We start from the raw sequence: 19,555 nt of genomic DNA, 5'->3' as shown, positions 1-19,555 counted from the left end.
CGCTTGGGACTCGTTTTTTATGGGGATACTTTTGTTAATCTTCAACACTTTCCAGCAGCAGTTCCATTACCTGGCAGGCCGATTTGGCTACGGAAGTACCCGGACCAAAGATGGCCATTACGCCGGCTTTATACAGGAAGTCATAATCCTGTGCCGGGATGACACCTCCGGCGAATACAAGGATGTCTTCACGTCCCAGACGCTTCAATTCGGCAATGATTTGCGGAATCAAGGTCTTGTGTCCGGCAGCCAGTGACGATACACCTACTGCATGTACGTCGTTTTCCACGGCTTCGCGGGCTGCTTCTTCCGGGGTCTGGAACAACGGTCCCATATCCACGTCAAAGCCGCAGTCGGCAAATCCGGTTGCTACTACTTTGGCACCACGGTCGTGTCCGTCCTGTCCCATCTTGGCAATCATGACACGTGGACGGCGGCCTTCTTTCTTGGCAAATTCTTCGGTCAGTTCGCAAGCCCGTGCGAAATCTGCATCCTTTTTACTTTCTGATGAATACACGCCTGATATTGTTCTGATAATTGCTTTATAACGTCCTACGACTTTTTCGCAGGCATCGGATATTTCTCCCAGTGTGGCCCGTACACGCGCAGCTTCTACAGCCAGTTCCAGCAGATTACCCTTGCCGGTGCGTACACATTCGGTGATGGCCTCCAAGGCCTTGTCTACTTCGGCCTGGTTACGTCCTTCCTTCAGGCGGCGCAGATTCTCAATCTGTTCCTGACGTACGGCGGTGTTGTCCACTTCCAGAATGTCAATCGGGTCTTCTTTTTCCAAACGGTATTTGTTGGTTCCCACAATGGTCTGCTCGCCGGAGTCGATACGAGCCTGTGTGCGGGCAGCCGCTTCTTCGATACGCATCTTCGGAATACCTGTTTCGATGGCCTTGGCCATACCACCCAGTTTCTCGATTTCCTGAATGTGTTCCCATGCCTTGTGAGCCAGTTCGTTGGTCAGAGATTCCACATAGTAAGAACCGCCCCACGGGTCTACGTTCTTGCAAATCTGTGTCTCTTCCTGAATGTAAATCTGTGTGTTTCGGGCGATACGGGCCGAGAAGTCCGTCGGCAAGGCGATGGCTTCATCCAGCGCGTTGGTATGCAGTGACTGCGTGTGTCCCAGTGCGGCAGCCATGGCTTCGATACAAGTACGTCCCACGTTGTTGAACGGATCCTGTTCGGTCAGTGACCATCCGGAAGTCTGAGAGTGTGTACGCAGAGCCAGTGATTTCGGGTTCTTCGGGTGAAACTGTTTTACAATCTTGGCCCACAGCATACGTGCGGCACGCATCTTGGCAATTTCCATGAAGTGGTTCATACCGATGGCCCAGAAGAACGACAGACGAGGAGCAAAGGCATCGATGTCAATACCGGCAGCCACTCCCGCACGAAGGTATTCCAAACCGTCGGCCAGGGTATAAGCCAGCTCGATGTCGGCTGTGGCACCTGCTTCCTGCATGTGGTATCCTGAGATAGAGATGGAGTTGAATTTCGGCATCTTCTGAGAAGTGTATTCAAAGATGTCGGAAATAATCTTCATGGAGAAGGCAGGCGGATAGATATAAGTGTTACGCACCATGAATTCCTTCAGAATATCGTTTTGGATGGTTCCAGCCATTTCTTCCAGTTTGGCACCCTGTTCCAGTCCTGCATTGATGTAGAACGCCATGATGGGAAGTACTGCCCCGTTCATGGTCATGGATACAGACATCTTGTTCAAGGGAATGCCGTCGAAAAGCACCTTCATGTTTTCCAGTGAGCAGATAGACACGCCGGCCTTACCCACATCGCCCACTACGCGCGGATGGTCTGGGTCGTAGCCACGGTGAGTCGGAAGGTCGAAGGCCACAGACAGACCTTTCTGTCCAGAAGCCAAGTTACGACGGTAAAAGGCGTTGGATTCTTCTGCGGTGGAGAATCCGGCATACTGACGGATGGTCCACGGACGGAAGGTGTACATCATGGAGTACGGGCCGCGAAGATAAGGAGGAATACCGGCTGCATAGTTCAGGTGTTCCATACCCTCCAGGTCTTCCTTGGTATATACGGGTTTCACCTGAATCTGTTCAGGTGTTTTCCAGTTGGCAGTGATGCCATTCTCTTTCTGCCATTCCATGCCGTTCTGCGGATGGAAACCGGCAAATATATCGATTTGTTTAAAATTCTGTCTCATAGTGTGCAATTCAAGATAAGAGTTTACGGTTGTATTCGCGTAAAGTTTCCAGCACGTTGCAACGTACATGGATGAAGTTCTCAATGCCTGCAGCTTTCAGTTCTTCCATGCAAGCCGGGGCACCTGCCACAATAAACATGGCACGTCCGTTGAGGGCCTTGAAGGCCGGAATAGCATATTCCGCATATTCATCGTCACTGGAGCAGAGCACCACGATGTCGGCTTGTGCTTTCATGGCCGCTTCGATACCTTCTTCCACGCTGGCAAATCCCAAGTTGTCGATGACCTGATAACCGGCGCAAGCTAAGAAGTTGCAAGAGAACTGGGCACGAGCCTGACGCATGGCCAGGTTGCCGATGGTCAGCATGAAGGCCTTCGGGCGTTTGCCAGAAGCTTCCGTTTCCAGGCGGAGGGCTTCAAACTCGCTGGCTGCACGTGCCATCTGCAGTTTGGGGATGCTGGTTGCTTCTTCATGACCGCCGCATCCGCATTTCGTACATCCGTCCAACGGGCGTTTGTCGCCAGCCAGTTCGTTGAAGTTCGGATACTGGTTGGTACCTAACAGAATCTCTTTCCGTTTGGATACCGCTTCGTGACGAGCCTTGTTGCTCTGGTTCACGGCTTCCTGTACGCTACCGGATTTGACGGCTGCCAACATACCTCCCGCGTCTTCTACGGCCAGGAAAAGTTTCCAAGCCTCTTTCGCGATGGAGACGGTCAGGTTTTCAATGTAATAAGAACCGGCAGCCGGGTCGACGATGCGGTTCAGGTGCGATTCTTCCTTCAACAGCAGTTGCTGGTTGCGGGCGATACGTTCAGAGAAATCGTTCGGCGTTTCGTAGGTCTTGTCAAACGGCGAAACGGTGATGGAGTTCACACCGGCAATGGCTGCACTCATGGCTTCCGTCTGTGTACGGAGCAGGTTGACGTGTGCATCAAACAGAGTGAGGTTAAAATTGGATGTTTCTGCATGGGCTACCATCTTGCAGGCGCAGTAGCAGGTACCGTCGGCTCCTGTATTCTTGCAGTCCGTGCGCGGACATTTCGGTTGGTATTGTTTCACGATGTCGGCCCACAGCATGCGTGCCGCACGGAATTTGGCTATTTCCATGAAGTAGTTGGAGGTGATGCCGAAATTGAATTTGATTTTCTTGGCAGCCAGTGCAGCGGGCACTCCGGCTTCTACCAACTGGTTGAGGTACTCATTTCCCCAGGCCAGGGCATATCCTAATTCCTGGTAGATATACGCTCCGGCATTGTTCAGCTGTACCGAGTTGACGGCGATGCAACGGAAATGCGGGTATCCGGCCAGTGTTTCCACCAGTTCCTTTCCAGTGGCGATGACCGCACTTACATCTTTTCCTTTCTGCATCATTTTACTGATGGGGTCGAAATTCAGCGAGCCTCTCAGTTTTTCAGGCGCATAGCCTTTTTTCTGGAAATACGCTACCAGCAGTTGTGCCAGTTGCAGGGTATGGCGTTGGCAGGTAGAGAAGTTCAGTTCGATGCATTCGCAACAAATATCCTTCAGCAGGGTGTCGAGGTACTCGGCACTGAGTTCTTTGGCTTTAATCTGGAATCCGAGCGAATCGACTCCTTTATTTAATATGTCAAGGGCTTTTGCATTGGCTTCGGCGGCATCTTCCACCACAATGTCCTGACGGATAAACCATGTATTGTCGTCTTTCTTTATACCTCTTATATATGGGTATTGTCCGGGAAGTCCTTCAGTGGTTTTCAATCCTTCCAAATCTTCTTGACGGTAGAACGGCTTCACTTTGAAACCTTCGTTGGTTTTCCACACCAACTTCTTCTCAAAATCGGCTCCCTTCAGGTCGACCATAATTTTGTCCATCCATTCTTGGGTAGACACGGGCGGAAAATCTGAAAAGAGTTTTTCTTTACTATCTGCCATAGTGAATTAGTGTTTTTGTTGATATTCAGATTTAAAATTATAGTGTAGGCGAGTAACCTGCATGGGCAAATATACAAATTTTCCGGTTGTTTATCTTACATTCTTTCTTTTTTTACAGTCTTGAAAGCCTAAAAACGTGAAACTATCGGCATGCTGGTTCTGGTACATGTCAAAGAAAAAAGTGTACATAAGATACTTATTCGGATTCTCTGTCAGGAAAAAAGAAAGAAAAGTTTGCCCTATTGTTTTTAATTGGTTACATTTGCCTTCCGAATAAAAAATTTAATAACTATGAATTGGCTACAAGATTTGTTTACAAATCCCAACTCTATAGCGCACATCGTGGCACTTTATGCTTTTGTGATTGCGGCGGGGGTATTGTTGGGAAAAATTAAATTCTTCGGCATTTCGCTGGGAGTTACATTCGTCTTGTTTGTCGGAATCTTGGCAGGACACTTCGGCTTTACCGGAAATCCGGCCATACTTTCTTTCGTACAAGACTTCGGACTGATTCTCTTTGTCTTCTGTATCGGACTTCAGGTCGGCCCTTCTTTCTTTTCTTCGTTCAAACGAGGGGGTATTACGCTCAACTTGTTGGCAGTAGGAATTGTGGTACTGAATATTGCCGTGGCATTGATTCTGTATTTCGCCCTGCAAGGCAGAATTGATATTCCGATGATGGTGGGTATTCTTTGTGGAGCGGTAACCAATACACCGGGACTTGGTGCGGCCAACGAGGCGTTGCAGCAGCTCCATTATCAGGGACCGGAAATCGCCATGGGATATGCTTGTGCCTATCCGCTGGGCGTGATGGGTATCATTCTTTCCATGATTCTTATCCGTTATATCTGCCGGGTGGATGTAAAGCGGGATAGCGATGAAATCCAGAAAGAGGAAGAAGCCAATCCGCACATGAAGCCTTATACCATATCGCTGAAGGTGCAGAATGAGGCATTGAGTGGCAAGACCTTGTCGCAGGTGCAGAACTTTTTGGCACGTGACTTTGTGTGTACCCGTATCATTCAGGATGAACACATGGTGACTCCGAATGCCAATACGGTATTGCGGTTGGGCGACCGTATGTTTCTGGTGTGTGCCGAGGATGACTCGGAAGCCATTATGGCTTTTATCGGTCCGAAGATTGACCAGGACTGGGATGCGACTGGTCAGCAGGACAAACCGATGGTTTCCCGCCGTATTTTGGTGACGCAGCCGAACATCAACGGAAAGACTTTGGGAGAGCTTCACTTCAGCAGCATGTATGGGGTGAACGTGACGCGTGTCAACCGTTCAGGTATGGACTTGTTTGCGGCCCGTCAGCTTCGTTTGCAGGTGGGCGACCGTGTGATGGTGGTCGGTCCGCAGGATGCCATTGAACGGGTAGCTAACTTGCTGGGTAACCAGTTGCGCCGTCTGGACCATCCGAACATCGTGACTATCTTTGTGGGTATCCTCTGTGGTATCTTGTTCGGTAGTCTGCCGATTGCCATTCCGGGCATGCCGACTCCGGTGAAACTGGGTCTGGCCGGTGGTCCGCTGATTATTTCCATCTTGATTGGCCGTTTCGGTCATAAGGTAAAACTGGTTACCTATACCACGATGAGTGCCAATCTGATGTTGCGTGAGGTCGGTCTGGTACTTTTCCTTGCCAGTGTAGGAATCAAGGCCGGCGAGAATTTCGTACAGATGGTGGTAGAAGGAGATGGTATACTTTATGTAGGAGTCGGTTTCCTGATTACCTTTATTCCATTGATTATTACGGGTATTGTGGCTCGCTGGCATCATCGGGTGAACTATTTCACGCTAATGGGTTTGATTGCCGGTAGTAATACTGACCCTCCAGCCTTGGCTTATGCCAATCAGATTGCGGGAAACGATGCACCGGCCGTAGGTTATTCTACAGTATATCCGTTGGCCATGTTCTTGCGTATTCTGACTGCACAGCTGCTTGTCTTGCTGATGGCGGGATAAATATAGTAGAATTAAAATAAGAAGAACGCCCTGAATCTGAAAAGGTTCGGGGCGTTCTTTTTGTAAATGACAATACATAAAGCGTCATTCTCCGTTTTGTTTTCTATGTTTCCCTATGGGAAAACGTACGTTTCCCACGGCGGAAACCTACGTTTCGCAGAAGGAAAACATACGTTCCCGCTACGGAAAACATAAAAAAGAGTAAAGCGTTTGCAAAATAACTCTTTGTAAATAGAGACTTTACCTCGAATACTTATCGAGTGGGCAGTGGCTTGTTGACAAAGTGTGGCCGGGCAAACGGACGGTGGCTTTGTGTGGAAGTCCGTCTGAGGCTTTGTGTCTGCGTGCTTTGTGACTGATCGAATGTGACGAACTCCTCATAGGTAGGAGTGCGGTTTTCTCCTCTTTTCATTACCATGTCGTAAATCGCTTTTCGTGACGGAGCGTTGAAGCCGCAGGTGTTGCTGTTCATCATGCTGTCTTCGGTGGGGCGATATACTCCATACATATACGTGCAGGCTCCTTCGTAGATACCTATGTTTTCATCGTCGTAGCGGCTGTCAGTAAGGAAGGAAGCCCATAGCACCGTATTTTCGTCTTGGGTGAAATCCACATTCTGTGCCCATCCGTAACTTTGCAGTGTTTGCACTTGCTGGATTTCGGTAGAAGAAATCCGTCCGTCGTAGCTGTATTCGTCTTCCAGTTTGGCAAATCCGTGTCCTACCGCTTCGTGCACAAGTACTTCCCGGAACATTTCGTTTTCCAGGTCCTCGATGATGGGGCAATAAGCAATGGCGAGTTCGCTCATCTGGGTGGTGGTGCCATATCCGAAATAGGTGGTTCCTGCATAGGCGGATGAATTGAGTACCACTACCGCCAGCATTTCGGAAGGATCGAGTCCTTCCACACATTTTGCATATTCCATGACGGTTTCATCGTTGCCGAATACGAGGGTGCTTGTACCACCTTCCATCTGGCATCCGAAAGTAGTGCTGAGGCCATCAAACTTTGTGCTGCTGGAAACGGCTGTGACGGAATAGATATTGAAATAGTTGCGCAGGGATTTCAAGGGTTCTTCGGTGAACAGGTTTTCCATGGCCTTGTTCATGACCTTGTCGTAGGTGCCGTCAGCTATTTCCGTATCCAAGAAACCGTCTCCCATGAGTACGATGGGGAGCCCTTTTCCTTCGCTGGCCTGTTGGAAAATATGCACGGTTTTGTCGGCCGAATAGTCGGTGGAGGTAACCGGTTTAGTGCCTTCTTGTATTACGGTTATGCTGTTCAAAAGACCGTTTTGTGGAAGGATTGAACTGCTTTTGTAAAATTGAATATAGGCTGTTCGTGGATTTTCATCAGGGTTGGGCTGAACTGTCAGGGGAAGTACGTATCCTTTCTCCGACCGGCTCTCCTCCGTTTGTGTAATCCAGGAACTTGTGCCGTAAATAAATAGTTCGTCAGTACTCAGGTTGGAGGTAAAATTGATTTCCAGTGCTCCTCCTTCTGCGTTTATATAATAGGTCGTCTGTTCCAGCGTGACATAGTCGGCAGCCGATTGGGTAACGGTGAGCGACTGGGTTAATCCGTCGGAGACAAGCTGAAGAACTGCGCTTCTGGATGTTTTTTCTTGGTTTGTACTATAGGCGGTCAGGGTTACTTCACAAGTACCAGCTTCTCCAGACGCGGGAGTCACACCCAGCCATTGGCTGTTTGTGGAAGCTTGCCACTCGCGGGTGCTGGTAAAACGGATTACAGTTTGAGAGTTTGCTGTGGCAGCTAAGGTAATCTCGTCCGTATCCGACTGGAATGAAAAATCGGGTTCTATTTCTTGTTCGGTGCAGCTGATGGCCAGAATGATGAAAATGAAAGATAATAGATACTGTTTCATGTCATATTGATATTTAAAGGGACGAAACAAATTTATTTTATTAGGTGAGAAGAAACAAATAAAATCTACCAATGTATTCAAAAAATCTACGAATGTGGAGGAATGGGGTGAGAAGTTTTGCAGATTCAGGATTTTCTTAATACCTTGCAGAGAAAATAAAAGAAATTCCGGAGGTGAAATGAAGAGACGGACACTGTGTCAAATAATCGTAGGAGTGGTTGTCATATGCGGAGGATGGATGCTGCCGGTACGGACGTATGCTGTGGCGTCTGGAGAGTTTGCCGCATGGACAGGCGTCCGGGTGAATTGGCAGGTGGACAAGCGTCTTAAATTCAGGGGAACCTTTCAGGCAAGAACCCAACATGGGTTGAAAGAAATGGAGCGGGAAAGGCTGAATATAGGCTTGAATTACCGGGTACTTCCGTTGATGCAGCTGAAAGGCTATTATGAGCTGCAATACCGTGACCGTGGAAAGGCCGGATGGAAAATCGGGCATCGTTATCAGGCAGGTTTTGTCGTATCCAGTCCTGTGAGAGACTTCAAGCTGGGCTGGAGGGAACTGTTCCAGCATACGTTTATCGGAGGAGGTAAAGAGGCTCAGCTTCGTTCCCGGTTGCAGGCTGTGTATGAGCCGACGGACTGGCGCTTGCATCCTTATTTTTCGATAGAATCCTTTCAGCCGGTAGGCGGGGAGGCGTTCTTTTCGTTGCCTCGCGTGCGTTATCGCCCTGGGGTGCGGTGGAATTTGTCGCAGCGGACAATGCTGGACGTGTATTACTGCCGTCAGTATGATGTGAAACGATGTCTGAATGTGTTAGGTATCAATTTGGAAATCACGTTATAAAGAAAGTATAAGATGAATTTTTTAGAATTAGTCAAGCAGCGTCATTCCGTGCGGAACTATGAATCGCGTGCGGTAGAGAAAGAAAAACTGGAATATGTGATGGAGTGTGTGCGTATGGCTCCTTCAGCCGTGAACTTCCAGCCGTGGAAGTTTGCAGTGGTGACGGACGAACCTCGTTTGTCACAGTTGAAAAAAGCCTATCCGAGAGAATGGATGGCCAATGTGCCTTGCCTTATTGTGGCCTGTGTGAATCATGAAAAATCATGGCACCGGAAGTCGGACGGGAAAGACCATGCCGACATTGATATTGCTATCGCCGTGGAACATCTTTGCCTGGCTGCTACGGAGCAAGGTTTGGGTACCTGCTGGGTATGTAATTTTGACGTCTCTCTTTGCCGGGAAGCACTTCAGTTACCCGCCCATATAGAGCCTGCGGTACTGATTCCGGTAGGATATGCCGCAGAGCAAGAAGTGTCAGCTAAAAAACGCAAATCGCTGGATGAAATTTTATTTTGATAGTGATTTAGTGAATTTGTAAACAAATTATCAAATATTTAACGAGTTTTAGTTACAATATTTGTTTGAAATTTCTACTTTTGGGACGCTCTTTGGGAGGTATTTCCTGGAGAGCGCCTTTTTATATACATTCAAATTAATTAAAAGATGGAAAACTTTGAACTGGGATTATTGCTGATGGTGGTTGGAATGGTCACTGTCTTTGTGATTCTGCTCATCGTGATCTGGTTAAGCCAACTTCTGATTTCCGTCGTCAACAAGGTAGCTCCAGAGGAGGCTCCCAAAAAGAAAAACACTTCATCGGGAGCATCTACTGATGCAGGCGCCATGGATGCCATCAAGGCAGCCGTCGACATTCTGACAGCCGGAAAAGGCCAGGTAATAAAGGTAGAAAAATTGCAGTAGTCCATTAGAAAAACACGCATGTAAAATCATGGAACAGAAAGAAGTCAAATTTAGTTTGGTTTTCCGCGATATGTGGCAGAGTGCCGGAAAGTACGTACCGCGTGTAGACCAGTTGGTAAAGGTAGCCCCAGCCATTATTGAAATGGGGTGTTTTGCCCGTGTAGAGACAAACGGGGGAGGTTTTGAACAAGTAAACCTGTTATTCGGGGAGAATCCGAACAAGGCGGTCCGTGAGTGGACAAAGCCTTTTCACGAAGCCGGTATTCAGACGCACATGCTCGACCGTGCGTTGAACGGTTTGCGAATGAGTCCGGTACCCGCCGATGTACGAAAATTGTTCTATAAGGTCAAGAAAGCACAAGGTACAGATATTACCCGTACATTCTGCGGACTGAATGATGTGCGCAACATTATTCCTTCTATCGGTTATGCACACGATGCCGGCATGATTTCTCAGTGCTGTCTTTGCATCACTTATTCTCCGATTCATACTGTAGAATATTACTTGGATATGGCCAAGAAGCTGATTGATGCAGGATGCGATGAAATCTGTATCAAGGATATGGCGGGTATCGGCCGTCCGGTATTCTTGGGCAAGCTGGTAGCCGGTATCAAGAAGATTAAAGATATCACGATTCAGTATCACTCACATGCGGGACCTGGTTTCAACATGGCTTCTATTCTGGAAGTCTGCAAGGCGGGTTGTGATTACGTGGACGTAGGTATGGATCCGTTGTCTTGGGGTACAGGACATGCGGATGTTATCAGTGTACAGGCTATGTTGAAAGATGCGGGCTTCAAAGTGCCTGAAATCAACATGCAGGCTTACATGAAGGTTCGTTCATTGATTCAGGAATTCATGGACGACTTCCTGGGCTTGTACATCAGTCCGAGAAACCGTCTGATGAACTCTCTGTTGATCGGACCGGGACTGCCGGGTGGTATGATGGGTAGCTTGATGGCTGACCTGGATTCTAACCTGGAATCTATCAACAAATACAAGGCAAAACGGAATCTGCCGTTCATGACTCAGGATGAGCTGCTGATCAAGCTGTTCGACGAAGTTGCTTACGTATGGCCGCGTGTCGGTTATCCGTGTCTGGTTACTCCGTTCAGCCAGTATGTAAAGAACCTGGCCATGATGAACGTCATCCAGATGGAAAAAGGCAAGGAACGCTGGGGTATGATTGCCGACGATATCTGGGACATGATTCTGGGCAAGGCCGGACAATTACCGGGCAAGCTGGCTCCTGAAATCGTAGAAAAGGCAGAACGTGAAGGACGTAAGTTCTTTACAGGTAACCCGCAGGACAACTATCCTGACCAGCTGGAGAAATATCGCCAGATGATGTGGGAAAAGAAATGGGATACCGGACAGGACGACGAAGAACTCTTCGAATATGCCATGCATCCAGCTCAGTATGAAGCCTACAAGAGTGGAAAGGCTAAGGCTGACTTCCTGGAAGACGTGAAGAAACGTCGTGAAGCCAAGGAAGAAGTTCACATGGCCAACGACCAGACCAAGGTATTGACGGTAGACGTTAACGGACAGGCTTATCGGGTAACCGTTGCCTTCGGTGATGTCAATCCGGCGAAACTGGCAGGTCAGGCAGGTGCAGCAGCCGCTCCGGCAGCTCAGGTGCCGGCTGGTGAAGGAAAAGAAGTTCTTTCTCCGCTGGAAGGTAAATTCTTCCTGACCAAAGGTGCCCAGGAAACTCCGCTGAAAGTGGGTGACAAGGTGAACAAGGGAGATGTGATTTGCTACGTGGAGGCAATGAAGACTTACAATGCCATCCGAGCAGAATTTAGTGGAACGATTACCGCTATTTGTGTAAATTCCGGTGATTCCGTATCAGAAGATGACGTATTAATGAAGATTTTGTGATGGAAGATATATTAGAAAGATTATATGATATGACCGCTTTCAGCAACATTGCTGCTGACCCGCGGTTTCTCATCATGTATGCCATCGCTTTCGTCCTGCTCTATCTGGGTATCAAGAAACAGTATGAACCGCTGTTGCTGGTGCCTATCGCTTTCGGTGTGTTGCTGGCCAACTTCCCGGGAGGCGACATGGGAGTTGTGCAGGCCGACGAGAACGGAATGGTCATGGTGAACGGTGTGATGAAGAACATCTGGGAAATGCCGCTGCATGAAATTGCACACGACCTGGGACTGATGAACTTCATTTATTATATGTTGATTAAGACAGGATTCCTGCCGCCGATTATTTTCATGGGTGTAGGTGCGCTGACCGACTTTGGTCCGATGTTGCGTAATCTTCGTCTTTCTATCTTCGGCGCGGCTGCCCAGCTGGGTATTTTTGCCGTATTGCTGGTTTCTATCCTGATGGGCTTCACTCCGAAAGAAGCTGCTTCTCTGGGTATCATTGGTGGTGCCGACGGTCCGACAGCCATCTTTACCACTATTAAGCTGGCTCCTCATTTGCTGGGTCCGATTGCCATTGCAGCTTATTCTTACATGGCTTTGGTTCCGGTTATCGTGCCGCTGGTGGTACGTATCTGGTGTACGAAGAAGGAACTGTCCATCAATATGAAGGAACAGGAAAAGAAATATCCTTCAAAGACAGAAATCAAGAACCTGCGTGTACTGAAAATCATTTTCCCGATTGCATGTACTACGATTGTGGCCTTGTTCGTGCCGAGTGCAGTGCCTTTGATTGGTATGCTGATGTTCGGTAACTTGGTAAAGGAAATCGGTAGCAACACTTCCCGTTTGTTCGATGCCGCTTCCAACAGCATCATGAATGCGGCTACTATCTTCCTGGGCATTTCTGTAGGAGCAACCATGACAACCGATGCCTTCCTGAACTGGACAACCATCGGTATCGTAATTGGCGGTTTCTTGGCATTCGCTTTGTCTATTTCTGGTGGTATCTTGTTTGTGAAGGTGGTCAACCTCTTCACCAAGAAGAAGATCAATCCGCTGATTGGTGCTACCGGATTGAGTGCCGTGCCGATGGCCAGCCGTGTAGCCAACGAAATTGCCTTGAAATATGACCCGAAGAACCACGTGCTGCAATATTGTATGGCAAGTAATATTTCCGGTGTAATCGGTTCTGCCGTAGCAGCCGGTGTACTGATTTCCTTCCTCGGATAACCGGGTGGAACTTCAGTAAAATAAAAAAGGATTGCAAAGTGAAAGAGTCGCTTTGCAATCCTTTTTTGTTGTGGATATCTGGGAGAGGATGGTTCAATCTGCTTTTTTCTGCAAATGGTTGTGGATGACGGTGAGGAAGTCTTTGCCGTATCTTTCTTTCTTGAACTCACCGATGCCGCTGATTTCACCGAACTCTTCTATGCTTTGGGGTTTCTTGAACGCCAGCAGATGCAAGGTTTTGTCTGATAAGACGATGTAGGCCGGGATAGCCAGTTGGTCGGCCAGGTCTTTCCGGAGCAAACGGAGCTTTTCAAACAGTTCGGCATCTTCTTCTTCAAAGACGGTAGAGGAGAACATGGGTACGGGAGCCGCCGCTTTGTGACCTTTTGCCGCAGTTTTCTTGCCATGCGATTCCTCCCGTTTGATGACCACCAGTGGGGCCCGTTCTTTCCCGAAGAGGACCTTTTTCCCAGAGGGGGTAATTTTCAGGTGATTGTTTTCGTTGTAGGCAATTTCAAAATATCCGAGGTTCAGCATCTGGAGCAGGTAATCTTGCCAGTCTTTTCCAGGTACATCACGACCTACGCCATACGTCTTCAGCTTGTCGTAGCCTTTTTCAAGGACTTCGGAAGAGGCGTAACCTTTCAGAATGTCAATAAGCGTACGGGTACCGATTTGTTGGTCGGTACGGGCTATGGCACTCAGGGCCTTTTGCACGATGATGGTACCGTCAAAGCGTTCCGGCGGGTTTTTGCACACATCGCAGTTGCCGCAATCGTGATCCATGGTCTCTCCAAAGTAGTTCAGCAGGATTCTGCGGCGGCAGATGTCAGACTCCGCATACTGCTGCATGCGGTTCAGTTTTTCCAGGTTGATGCTCTGCTGATGGCTTTCGGCGGCAAAGCGCGACAAGAGGATGATGTCGCTGAAGGAATAGAACAGCAAGGTCTCGCTGGGAAGTCCGTCGCGTCCTGCCCGTCCGATTTCCTGGTAAAAGTTCTCAATGCTTTTGGGAAGGTTGTAATGGATGACCCATCTGACATTCGACTTGTCAATTCCCATGCCGAAAGCAATGGTGGCGCAGATAATCTGTATGCGGTCGTTGATGAAATCATCCTGCATCATTTCCCGCTGCTCGTTCGATAATCCTGCATGGTAGACTCCTACGTCGAATCCTTCTTCTTCGAGCAGACCGGCCACCTTTTCTGTCCCGTTGCGGCTCATGCAATAGATGATGCCGCTTTCGTTCCGGTGGCGTCGCAGGAATTTGACGATGGTTTTTATTTTTTCTTTCTGCGGATAGCCTCGTTTCACCTCTAGACTCAGGTTCGGGCGGTCGAAGGAAGAAATGAAGATTTCCGGGTTGCGCATTTCCAATTGTTGTATGATGTCTTCACGGGTAATCTTATCGGCTGTGGCGGTCAAGGCCATTACCGGCACGTGGGGGAAGAAACGTCGGATGTTCTTCAGTTGGGTATATTCCGGTCGGAAGTCATGTCCCCAGTGAGAGATACAATGCGCCTCGTCGATGGCGAACAGGGAGATGTTGATGTCGCGCAGCAGATAGTTCATTTCAGACATCAGTCTTTCGGGCGATATATAAAGCAGTTTGACCCTTCCTTGTACGCATTCAAAGTAAAGCTGGGCGTTGGTCGCGTCGTCGTTGGTACTGTTTAACGCACGGGCTACGATACCGTTGGCTTGCAAGGATTCCACCTGGTCTTTCATGAGAGATATCAGTGGAGAAACCACGATGGCGGTTCCTTCCATCAGGAGTGCCGGCAGTTGGTAACACATCGATTTTCCTCCTCCGGTAGGCATAAGTACCAGTGTGTCTTTCTTTTGCAGTATGGTGGAAATGATTTGTTCTTGAAGCGGACGGAAAGAAGTATACCCAAAATAAGATTTGAGCGTTTTCAGCATTTTTTCTCTCATGATTCTAAATTTAGATACAAAGATAGGTAAAAATTTAAAGACTTGCCGCTTTCTCTTATTTTTGTCGGGAGGTGAAGTTTTTTGGTAAACTTTTCGGGGGGATTGTTGTGAGATTGAAAAACTTCTGCGATTTTTGTATAATTATGTACGAACGTAAAATAAATCAGGAATGAGTACAAAAGAAAATTTCTATTATATCGTAGAACAATTTGCCGATTTGCAATTGTTGCGCTATTGTGTGGCCGGTTTTGAGCATCTGTCCTTAAAGCAGAAAGAACTGGTGTATTATTTGTCACAAGCTGCATTGGAAGGAAGAGATATACTGTTTGATCAGAATGGAAAGTATAATCTGCAAATCCGGAAATTGCTGGAAGTGGTTTATACCACTTATTCGGGTGATAAGAATGATAAGGAATTCCAAGGGCTGGAAGTCTATTTGAAACGGGTTTGGTTTTCCAGCGGCATATACCATCATTATGGCTGCGATAAGTTTGTGCCGGGTTTCTCGCCGGAATTCTTACGGAAGTGGATTGACAAAGTGGATGTGTCACAGCTTCCGTTGAAGGCTGGACAATCGGTGGAGGACATGTGCCAGGAGTTGTTCCCGGTGATATTTGATCCGAAAGTCATGCCTAAACGGGTGAATCAGGCGGATGGGGAAGACCTGGTGGTGACTTCAGCGGCCAACTATTATGAAGGGGTGACGCAGCAGGAAGCTGAACAGTTTTATGCACAGCAGAAGTCGCAGGGAGATCCGCATCCGGTGATGTATGGAATGAACAGCCGTCTGGTGAAGAAAGAGGGTGTCTTGCAGGAAGAAGTATGGAAACTGGACGGAATGTATGGAGAAGCCATCGAAAAGATTGTTGCCTGGTTGGAAAAAGCGGAAAAGGTAGCAGAGAACGATTCACAGCGTGAGGTGATTCGGCTGTTGGTGGATTTCTATCGTACCGGCGACTTGAAAGTGTTTGATGCGTATTCAATTGCTTGGCTGAAAGATACGGATTCGAAAGTGGATTTCGTTAACGGATTTATCGAGAGCTACGGCGATCCGCTGGGCATGAAGGCCAGCTGGGAGTCTATCGTCAATTTCAAGGATGAGGAGGCTACCCGGCGTACAGAAATCATCAGCCAGCATGCTCAATGGTTTGAAGATCATTCTCCGGTGTCTCCTTCTTTCAAGAAAGAGGTCGTAAAGGGAGTTTCAGCTAAGGTGATTACGGCTGCAATGCTGGGCGGTGATTTGTATCCGAGTTCGGCCATTGGCATCAATCTGCCTAATTCCAACTGGATTCGTAGTGTGCATGGCTCCAAGTCGGTAACGATTGGAAACCTTACAGATGCTTATAACAAGGCTGCCAAAGGCAATGGTTTCCGCGATGAGTTTGTGTATAGTCAAGTGGAAAAGGACTTGCTCGAGAAATATGCCGACATCACCGGTGACCTTCATACCGACCTGCATGAATGTGTAGGGCATGGCTCCGGCAAATTGCTGCCGGGAGTGGATCCGGATGCCTTGAAAGCGTATGGTTCTACCATTGAAGAAGCCCGTGCCGATTTGTTCGGTTTGTATTATCTCCCTGACAAAAAGCTGGTGGAACTGGGCTTGACTCCTGATGAAGAAGCGTATAAGGCTGAATATTATGCGTATATGATGAACGGATTGCTAACCCAAATGGTGCGTATTGAGCCGGGATGCGATTTGGAAGAGGCACATATGCGTAATCGTCAGTTGATTGCCCGTTGGGCTCTTGAAAACGGCAAACCGATGAATGTGGTGGAACTGGTGAAAAAAGAAGGAAAGACGTATGTAAAAATCAATGATTATCCTCAGTTGCGCAACTTGTTCGGCAGGTTGCTGAGTGAGATTCAGCGTATCAAGAGTGAAGGCGATTACGAAGCAGCTCGTACGTTGATAGAAAAATATGCCGTGAAACTGGATGCGTCGCTTCACGAAGAAGTGCTGGCTCGTTACCGTGCCTTGCATCTGGCTCCTTACAAGGGATTTGTCAATCCGGTATATCGTCCGGAATACGATGTGGAAGGCCGGATTGTGGACGTGAAAGTAGATTATACAGAAGGCTATAAGGAGCAGATGTTTCGTTATGGCCGGGATTATTCTAATTTGAAAATTTGATGATGACAGAAGCAGAAATACATGAAACGATAAGAGAAATCAAGTCAAAGTTCCGTTTGTTTATGAATGGAATGATTTCCCAAAGTATGCGGGAAAAAGGATTTGATTATAAGTTGAATTTTGGTATTGAATATCCTCGCATTAAAGAAATTGCGGCGGAGTATGAGCCCAATCATGAACTGGCTCAGGCTTTGTGGAAAGAGAACATCCGTGAATGCAAGATTATGGCAGGGCTTTTGCAGCCTGTAGAAACCTTCTATCGGGAGATTGCCGAAATATGGATAGAAGACATGCACTACCCGGAACTGGCAGAATATACGGTGATGAATCTTTTCCAGCGTCTGCCGTATGCTTCGGAAGTGGTGTTTCCCTGGATGGCCGATGAGCGCGAATATTTCCAGCTGTGCGGCTATTTGCTGATGACCCGTCTGCTGATGAAAGGATGGGCACTGAACGAAAGAGCGGAAGCTGAATTCCTAGACCAGGCCTTTACTGTCTTGGAAGGAAATTCGGACATGCGTGGGGTGGCGGCCAAGGCAATTTGCAAGTTTGCCATACAGTCGAGAACGAACTCCCGTACGGTACTCCGTCAGTTGGGAAATCTGCAGAAATCTTCTAAACCGGAAATCCGTACAATTGCCACAGAATTAAAAAATGAGATAGAATATAGCCTGTAATCTTTCTAAATTACTCAAAATAATATAACTTTGACCGCTGAACGATTATTGGGATGGAAGAGAATATAAAAGAGACAGTCAAACAAATCCTTACAGAGTATTTGCAGAAGAACGGACACCGGAAAACGCCTGAACGTTATGCCATACTTGAAACGATTTATTCCATCAAAGGACATTTTGATGTGGATGAATTGTACAGCTATATGGCGGAAAAGGAAAAGTTCCGGGTGAGTCGGGCCACCTTGTACAATACTATCATCCTGCTCATCGATGCAGGATTGGTCATCAAGCACCAGTTTGGCAATACTTCTCAATATGAACGTTCGTACAACAACGAAACTCATCATCACATGATTTGCACCTGCTGTGGAAGAGTTTCAGAGTTTGAAGACGACCATCTGAAACAGGCCATCGCGCTGACAAAATTGAAAGGATTTTATGCATCGCATTATTCGCTGTATATCTATGGCCTGTGCAGCAAGTGTATGGCTGCTAAACGGAAAAAGAAATAATATTTAAAGAATATATAAAACATAAAGAATCATGAAAGTAGATGTTTTGTTAGGTTTACAATGGGGCGACGAAGGAAAGGGTAAAGTGGTCGATGTATTGACTCCCCGTTACGATGTGGTTGCTCGTTTTCAGGGTGGCCCGAACGCCGGACATACTCTTGAATTTGAAGGTCAGAAATATGTGCTCCGTTCTATTCCTTCTGGAATCTTTCAAGGTGATAAAGTAAATATCATCGGTAATGGAGTGGTGCTTGACCCGGCTTTGTTCAAGGCTGAGGCTGAAGCATTGGAAGCAAGCGGTCACCCGTTGAAGGAACGTTTGCACATTTCTAAGAAAGCCCATCTGATTCTGCCTACTCACCGTATTTTGGATGCAGCATACGAAGCGGCAAAAGGTGCTTCTAAAGTGGGAACTACCGGAAAGGGTATTGGCCCGACTTATACAGATAAGGTGAGTCGTAACGGACTGCGTGTGGGAGATATCCTGCATAACTTCGAGGCTAAATATGCAGCTGCCAAAGCACGCCATGAAGCAATCCTGAAGAGCCTGAATTATGAATATGATATTACGGAACTGGAAAAACAATGGATGGAAGGTATTGAATATCTCCGTCAGTTCCCGTTGGTAGACAGCGAGCATGAAGTGAACCGTCTGCTGAATGAAGGTAAGTCTGTACTTTGTGAAGGTGCTCAGGGTACCATGTTGGATGTAGACTTTGGTTCTTATCCGTTTGTCACTTCTTCCAATACCATCTGTGCAGGTGCTTGTACGGGTTTGGGATTAGGTCCTAATAAAATCGGTGAAGTGTATGGTATCATGAAAGCTTATTGTACACGTGTAGGTTCAGGTCCGTTCCCTACTGAACTTTTTGATGAAACCGGAAAGAAAATTCGTGATTTGGGACATGAATATGGAGCTGTAACGGGTCGTGAACGTCGTTGCGGATGGGTTGACTTGGTGGCATTGCGTTATGCTATTATGATTAATGGGGTTACTCAGTTGATTTTGATGAAGAGCGATGTCTTGGACGATTTCGATACCATCAAGGCTTGTGTGGCATACAAAGTCAATGGAGAGGAAATTGATTACTTCCCGTTCGACATTACAGAAGGAGTTGAACCTGTATATGCAGAACTTCCGGGCTGGAAGACGGATATGACCAAGATGACCAGTGAAGATGAATTCCCCGAAGAATTCAATGCGTATATCACTTTCTTGGAAGAACAGTTGGGTACTCCGATAAAGATTGTATCTGTAGGTCCTGACCGTGAACAGACAATTGAACGTTACGTGGATTGATTTATTTATCTGAATAAATTGGGAAGAGGGTGTGTCAAAATGCATACCCTCTTTTTTTATGACAACGCCCCGACTTTCCCAAGCCGAGGCGTTGTTATTACCTAAAGATTTTGTATCTTTAGGCATAAGCAAAGTAATATGGCAAAGATA

14 protein-coding genes are annotated in these 19,555 nt (G+C 47.4%); 10 read left to right on the top strand and 4 right to left on the bottom strand.

Going from position 1 to position 19,555, the window contains the following annotated elements; genetic code table 11:
• Nucleotides 1–34: 34 nt before the first annotated feature.
• Entirely contained in the window at nucleotides 35–2,188 is a 2,154-nt protein-coding gene (scpA, locus tag H6A28_RS05940; protein WP_204476943.1) for a methylmalonyl-CoA mutase, read from the bottom strand.
• Nucleotides 2,189–2,198: 10 nt separating this feature from the next.
• Nucleotides 2,199–4,103, bottom strand: coding sequence for a methylmalonyl-CoA mutase small subunit (mutA, locus tag H6A28_RS05935; RefSeq protein ID WP_204476944.1), 1,905 nt, complete (start codon nucleotides 4,101–4,103; stop codon nucleotides 2,199–2,201).
• Nucleotides 4,104–4,394: 291 nt separating this feature from the next.
• On the opposite strand from mutA, the gene H6A28_RS05930 reads away from it, so the two are divergent.
• Entirely contained in the window at nucleotides 4,395–6,074 is a 1,680-nt protein-coding gene (locus H6A28_RS05930; RefSeq protein ID WP_204476946.1) for a putative transporter, read from the top strand.
• A 253-nt stretch (nucleotides 6,075–6,327) separates the two neighbouring features.
• On the opposite strand, the gene H6A28_RS05925 is transcribed toward H6A28_RS05930, so the two are convergent.
• Complete coding sequence (locus tag H6A28_RS05925) at nucleotides 6,328–7,959, bottom strand: M64 family metallopeptidase (protein ID WP_204479318.1); 1,632 nt, start codon at nucleotides 7,957–7,959, stop codon at nucleotides 6,328–6,330.
• A gap of 178 nt (nucleotides 7,960–8,137) precedes the next feature.
• On the opposite strand from H6A28_RS05925, the gene H6A28_RS05920 reads away from it, so the two are divergent.
• The 5 genes from H6A28_RS05920 to H6A28_RS05900 all read left to right on the top strand — a co-directional run bounded on the left by H6A28_RS05920 (nucleotide 8,138) and on the right by H6A28_RS05900 (nucleotide 12,844).
• Nucleotides 8,138–8,803: a DUF2490 domain-containing protein gene (locus tag H6A28_RS05920; protein WP_204479316.1), complete on the top strand. Its 666-nt coding sequence runs from the start codon at nucleotides 8,138–8,140 to the stop codon at nucleotides 8,801–8,803.
• Nucleotides 8,804–8,815: 12 nt separating this feature from the next.
• Complete coding sequence (locus tag H6A28_RS05915) at nucleotides 8,816–9,319, top strand: nitroreductase family protein (RefSeq protein ID WP_204476952.1); 504 nt, start codon at nucleotides 8,816–8,818, stop codon at nucleotides 9,317–9,319.
• 147 nt (nucleotides 9,320–9,466) lie between these two features.
• Nucleotides 9,467–9,724 carry an OadG family protein gene (locus H6A28_RS05910; protein ID WP_148330195.1) on the top strand — a complete coding sequence of 86 codons (258 nt, stop codon included), beginning with the start codon at nucleotides 9,467–9,469 and terminating at the stop codon, nucleotides 9,722–9,724.
• Nucleotides 9,725–9,752: 28 nt separating this feature from the next.
• Entirely contained in the window at nucleotides 9,753–11,609 is a 1,857-nt protein-coding gene (locus H6A28_RS05905) for a biotin/lipoyl-containing protein (RefSeq protein WP_204476954.1), read from the top strand.
• On the top strand, nucleotides 11,609–12,844 hold the full coding sequence (locus tag H6A28_RS05900) for a sodium ion-translocating decarboxylase subunit beta (protein WP_204476956.1): 1,236 nt from the start codon (nucleotides 11,609–11,611) through the stop codon (nucleotides 12,842–12,844). The genes H6A28_RS05905 and H6A28_RS05900 overlap by 1 nt, the downstream gene beginning before the upstream one ends.
• Before the next feature lie 93 nt (nucleotides 12,845–12,937).
• On the opposite strand, the gene recQ is transcribed toward H6A28_RS05900, so the two are convergent.
• Nucleotides 12,938–14,767, bottom strand: coding sequence for a DNA helicase RecQ (recQ, locus tag H6A28_RS05895; protein ID WP_204476966.1), 1,830 nt, complete (start codon nucleotides 14,765–14,767; stop codon nucleotides 12,938–12,940).
• A 181-nt stretch (nucleotides 14,768–14,948) separates the two neighbouring features.
• On the opposite strand from recQ, the gene H6A28_RS05890 reads away from it, so the two are divergent.
• From H6A28_RS05890 to H6A28_RS05875, 4 genes are read left to right on the top strand one after another with little or no spacing between them, the layout of a single operon-like run.
• Entirely contained in the window at nucleotides 14,949–16,916 is a 1,968-nt protein-coding gene (locus H6A28_RS05890; RefSeq protein WP_204479314.1) for a dipeptidyl-peptidase 3 family protein, read from the top strand.
• Nucleotides 16,916–17,593, top strand: a complete 678-nt coding sequence (locus tag H6A28_RS05885) for a DNA alkylation repair protein (RefSeq protein ID WP_430622446.1) — start codon at nucleotides 16,916–16,918, stop codon at nucleotides 17,591–17,593. Before H6A28_RS05890 ends, H6A28_RS05885 begins: the two co-directional genes overlap by 1 nt.
• 53 nt (nucleotides 17,594–17,646) lie before the next feature.
• Entirely contained in the window at nucleotides 17,647–18,105 is a 459-nt protein-coding gene (locus H6A28_RS05880) for a Fur family transcriptional regulator (RefSeq protein WP_204476961.1), read from the top strand.
• Nucleotides 18,106–18,136: 31 nt separating this feature from the next.
• Nucleotides 18,137–19,405 carry an adenylosuccinate synthase gene (locus H6A28_RS05875; RefSeq protein ID WP_204476962.1) on the top strand — a complete coding sequence of 423 codons (1,269 nt, stop codon included), beginning with the start codon at nucleotides 18,137–18,139 and terminating at the stop codon, nucleotides 19,403–19,405.
• The last annotated feature ends 150 nt before the right edge of the window (nucleotides 19,406–19,555 follow it).

It is taken from the genome of Bacteroides mediterraneensis (assembly GCF_016900355.1).
Classification (GTDB): Bacteria; Bacteroidota; Bacteroidia; order Bacteroidales; family Bacteroidaceae; genus Phocaeicola.
Note: the sequence above shows the minus strand (reverse complement) of the source record. Positions and strands in the feature narration are given on the sequence as shown.

Bases quoted from the DNA above. Each gene is read 5' to 3' on its own strand.
- scpA (WP_204476943.1), bottom strand. From the start codon at position 2,188: ATGAGACAGAATTTTAAACAAATCGATATATTTGCCGGTTTCCATCCG.
- mutA (WP_204476944.1), bottom strand. From the start codon at position 4,103: ATGGCAGATAGTAAAGAAAAACTCTTTTCAGATTTTCCGCCCGTGTCT.
- H6A28_RS05930 (WP_204476946.1), top strand. From the start codon at position 4,395: ATGAATTGGCTACAAGATTTGTTTACAAATCCCAACTCTATAGCGCAC.
- H6A28_RS05925 (WP_204479318.1), bottom strand. From the start codon at position 7,959: ATGAAACAGTATCTATTATCTTTCATTTTCATCATTCTGGCCATCAGC.
- H6A28_RS05920 (WP_204479316.1), top strand. From the start codon at position 8,138: ATGAAGAGACGGACACTGTGTCAAATAATCGTAGGAGTGGTTGTCATA.
- H6A28_RS05915 (WP_204476952.1), top strand. From the start codon at position 8,816: ATGAATTTTTTAGAATTAGTCAAGCAGCGTCATTCCGTGCGGAACTAT.
- H6A28_RS05910 (WP_148330195.1), top strand. From the start codon at position 9,467: ATGGAAAACTTTGAACTGGGATTATTGCTGATGGTGGTTGGAATGGTC.
- H6A28_RS05905 (WP_204476954.1), top strand. From the start codon at position 9,753: ATGGAACAGAAAGAAGTCAAATTTAGTTTGGTTTTCCGCGATATGTGG.
- H6A28_RS05900 (WP_204476956.1), top strand. From the start codon at position 11,609: ATGGAAGATATATTAGAAAGATTATATGATATGACCGCTTTCAGCAAC.
- recQ (WP_204476966.1), bottom strand. From the start codon at position 14,767: ATGCTGAAAACGCTCAAATCTTATTTTGGGTATACTTCTTTCCGTCCG.
- H6A28_RS05890 (WP_204479314.1), top strand. From the start codon at position 14,949: ATGAGTACAAAAGAAAATTTCTATTATATCGTAGAACAATTTGCCGAT.
- H6A28_RS05885 (WP_430622446.1), top strand. From the start codon at position 16,916: ATGATGACAGAAGCAGAAATACATGAAACGATAAGAGAAATCAAGTCA.
- H6A28_RS05880 (WP_204476961.1), top strand. From the start codon at position 17,647: ATGGAAGAGAATATAAAAGAGACAGTCAAACAAATCCTTACAGAGTAT.
- H6A28_RS05875 (WP_204476962.1), top strand. From the start codon at position 18,137: ATGAAAGTAGATGTTTTGTTAGGTTTACAATGGGGCGACGAAGGAAAG.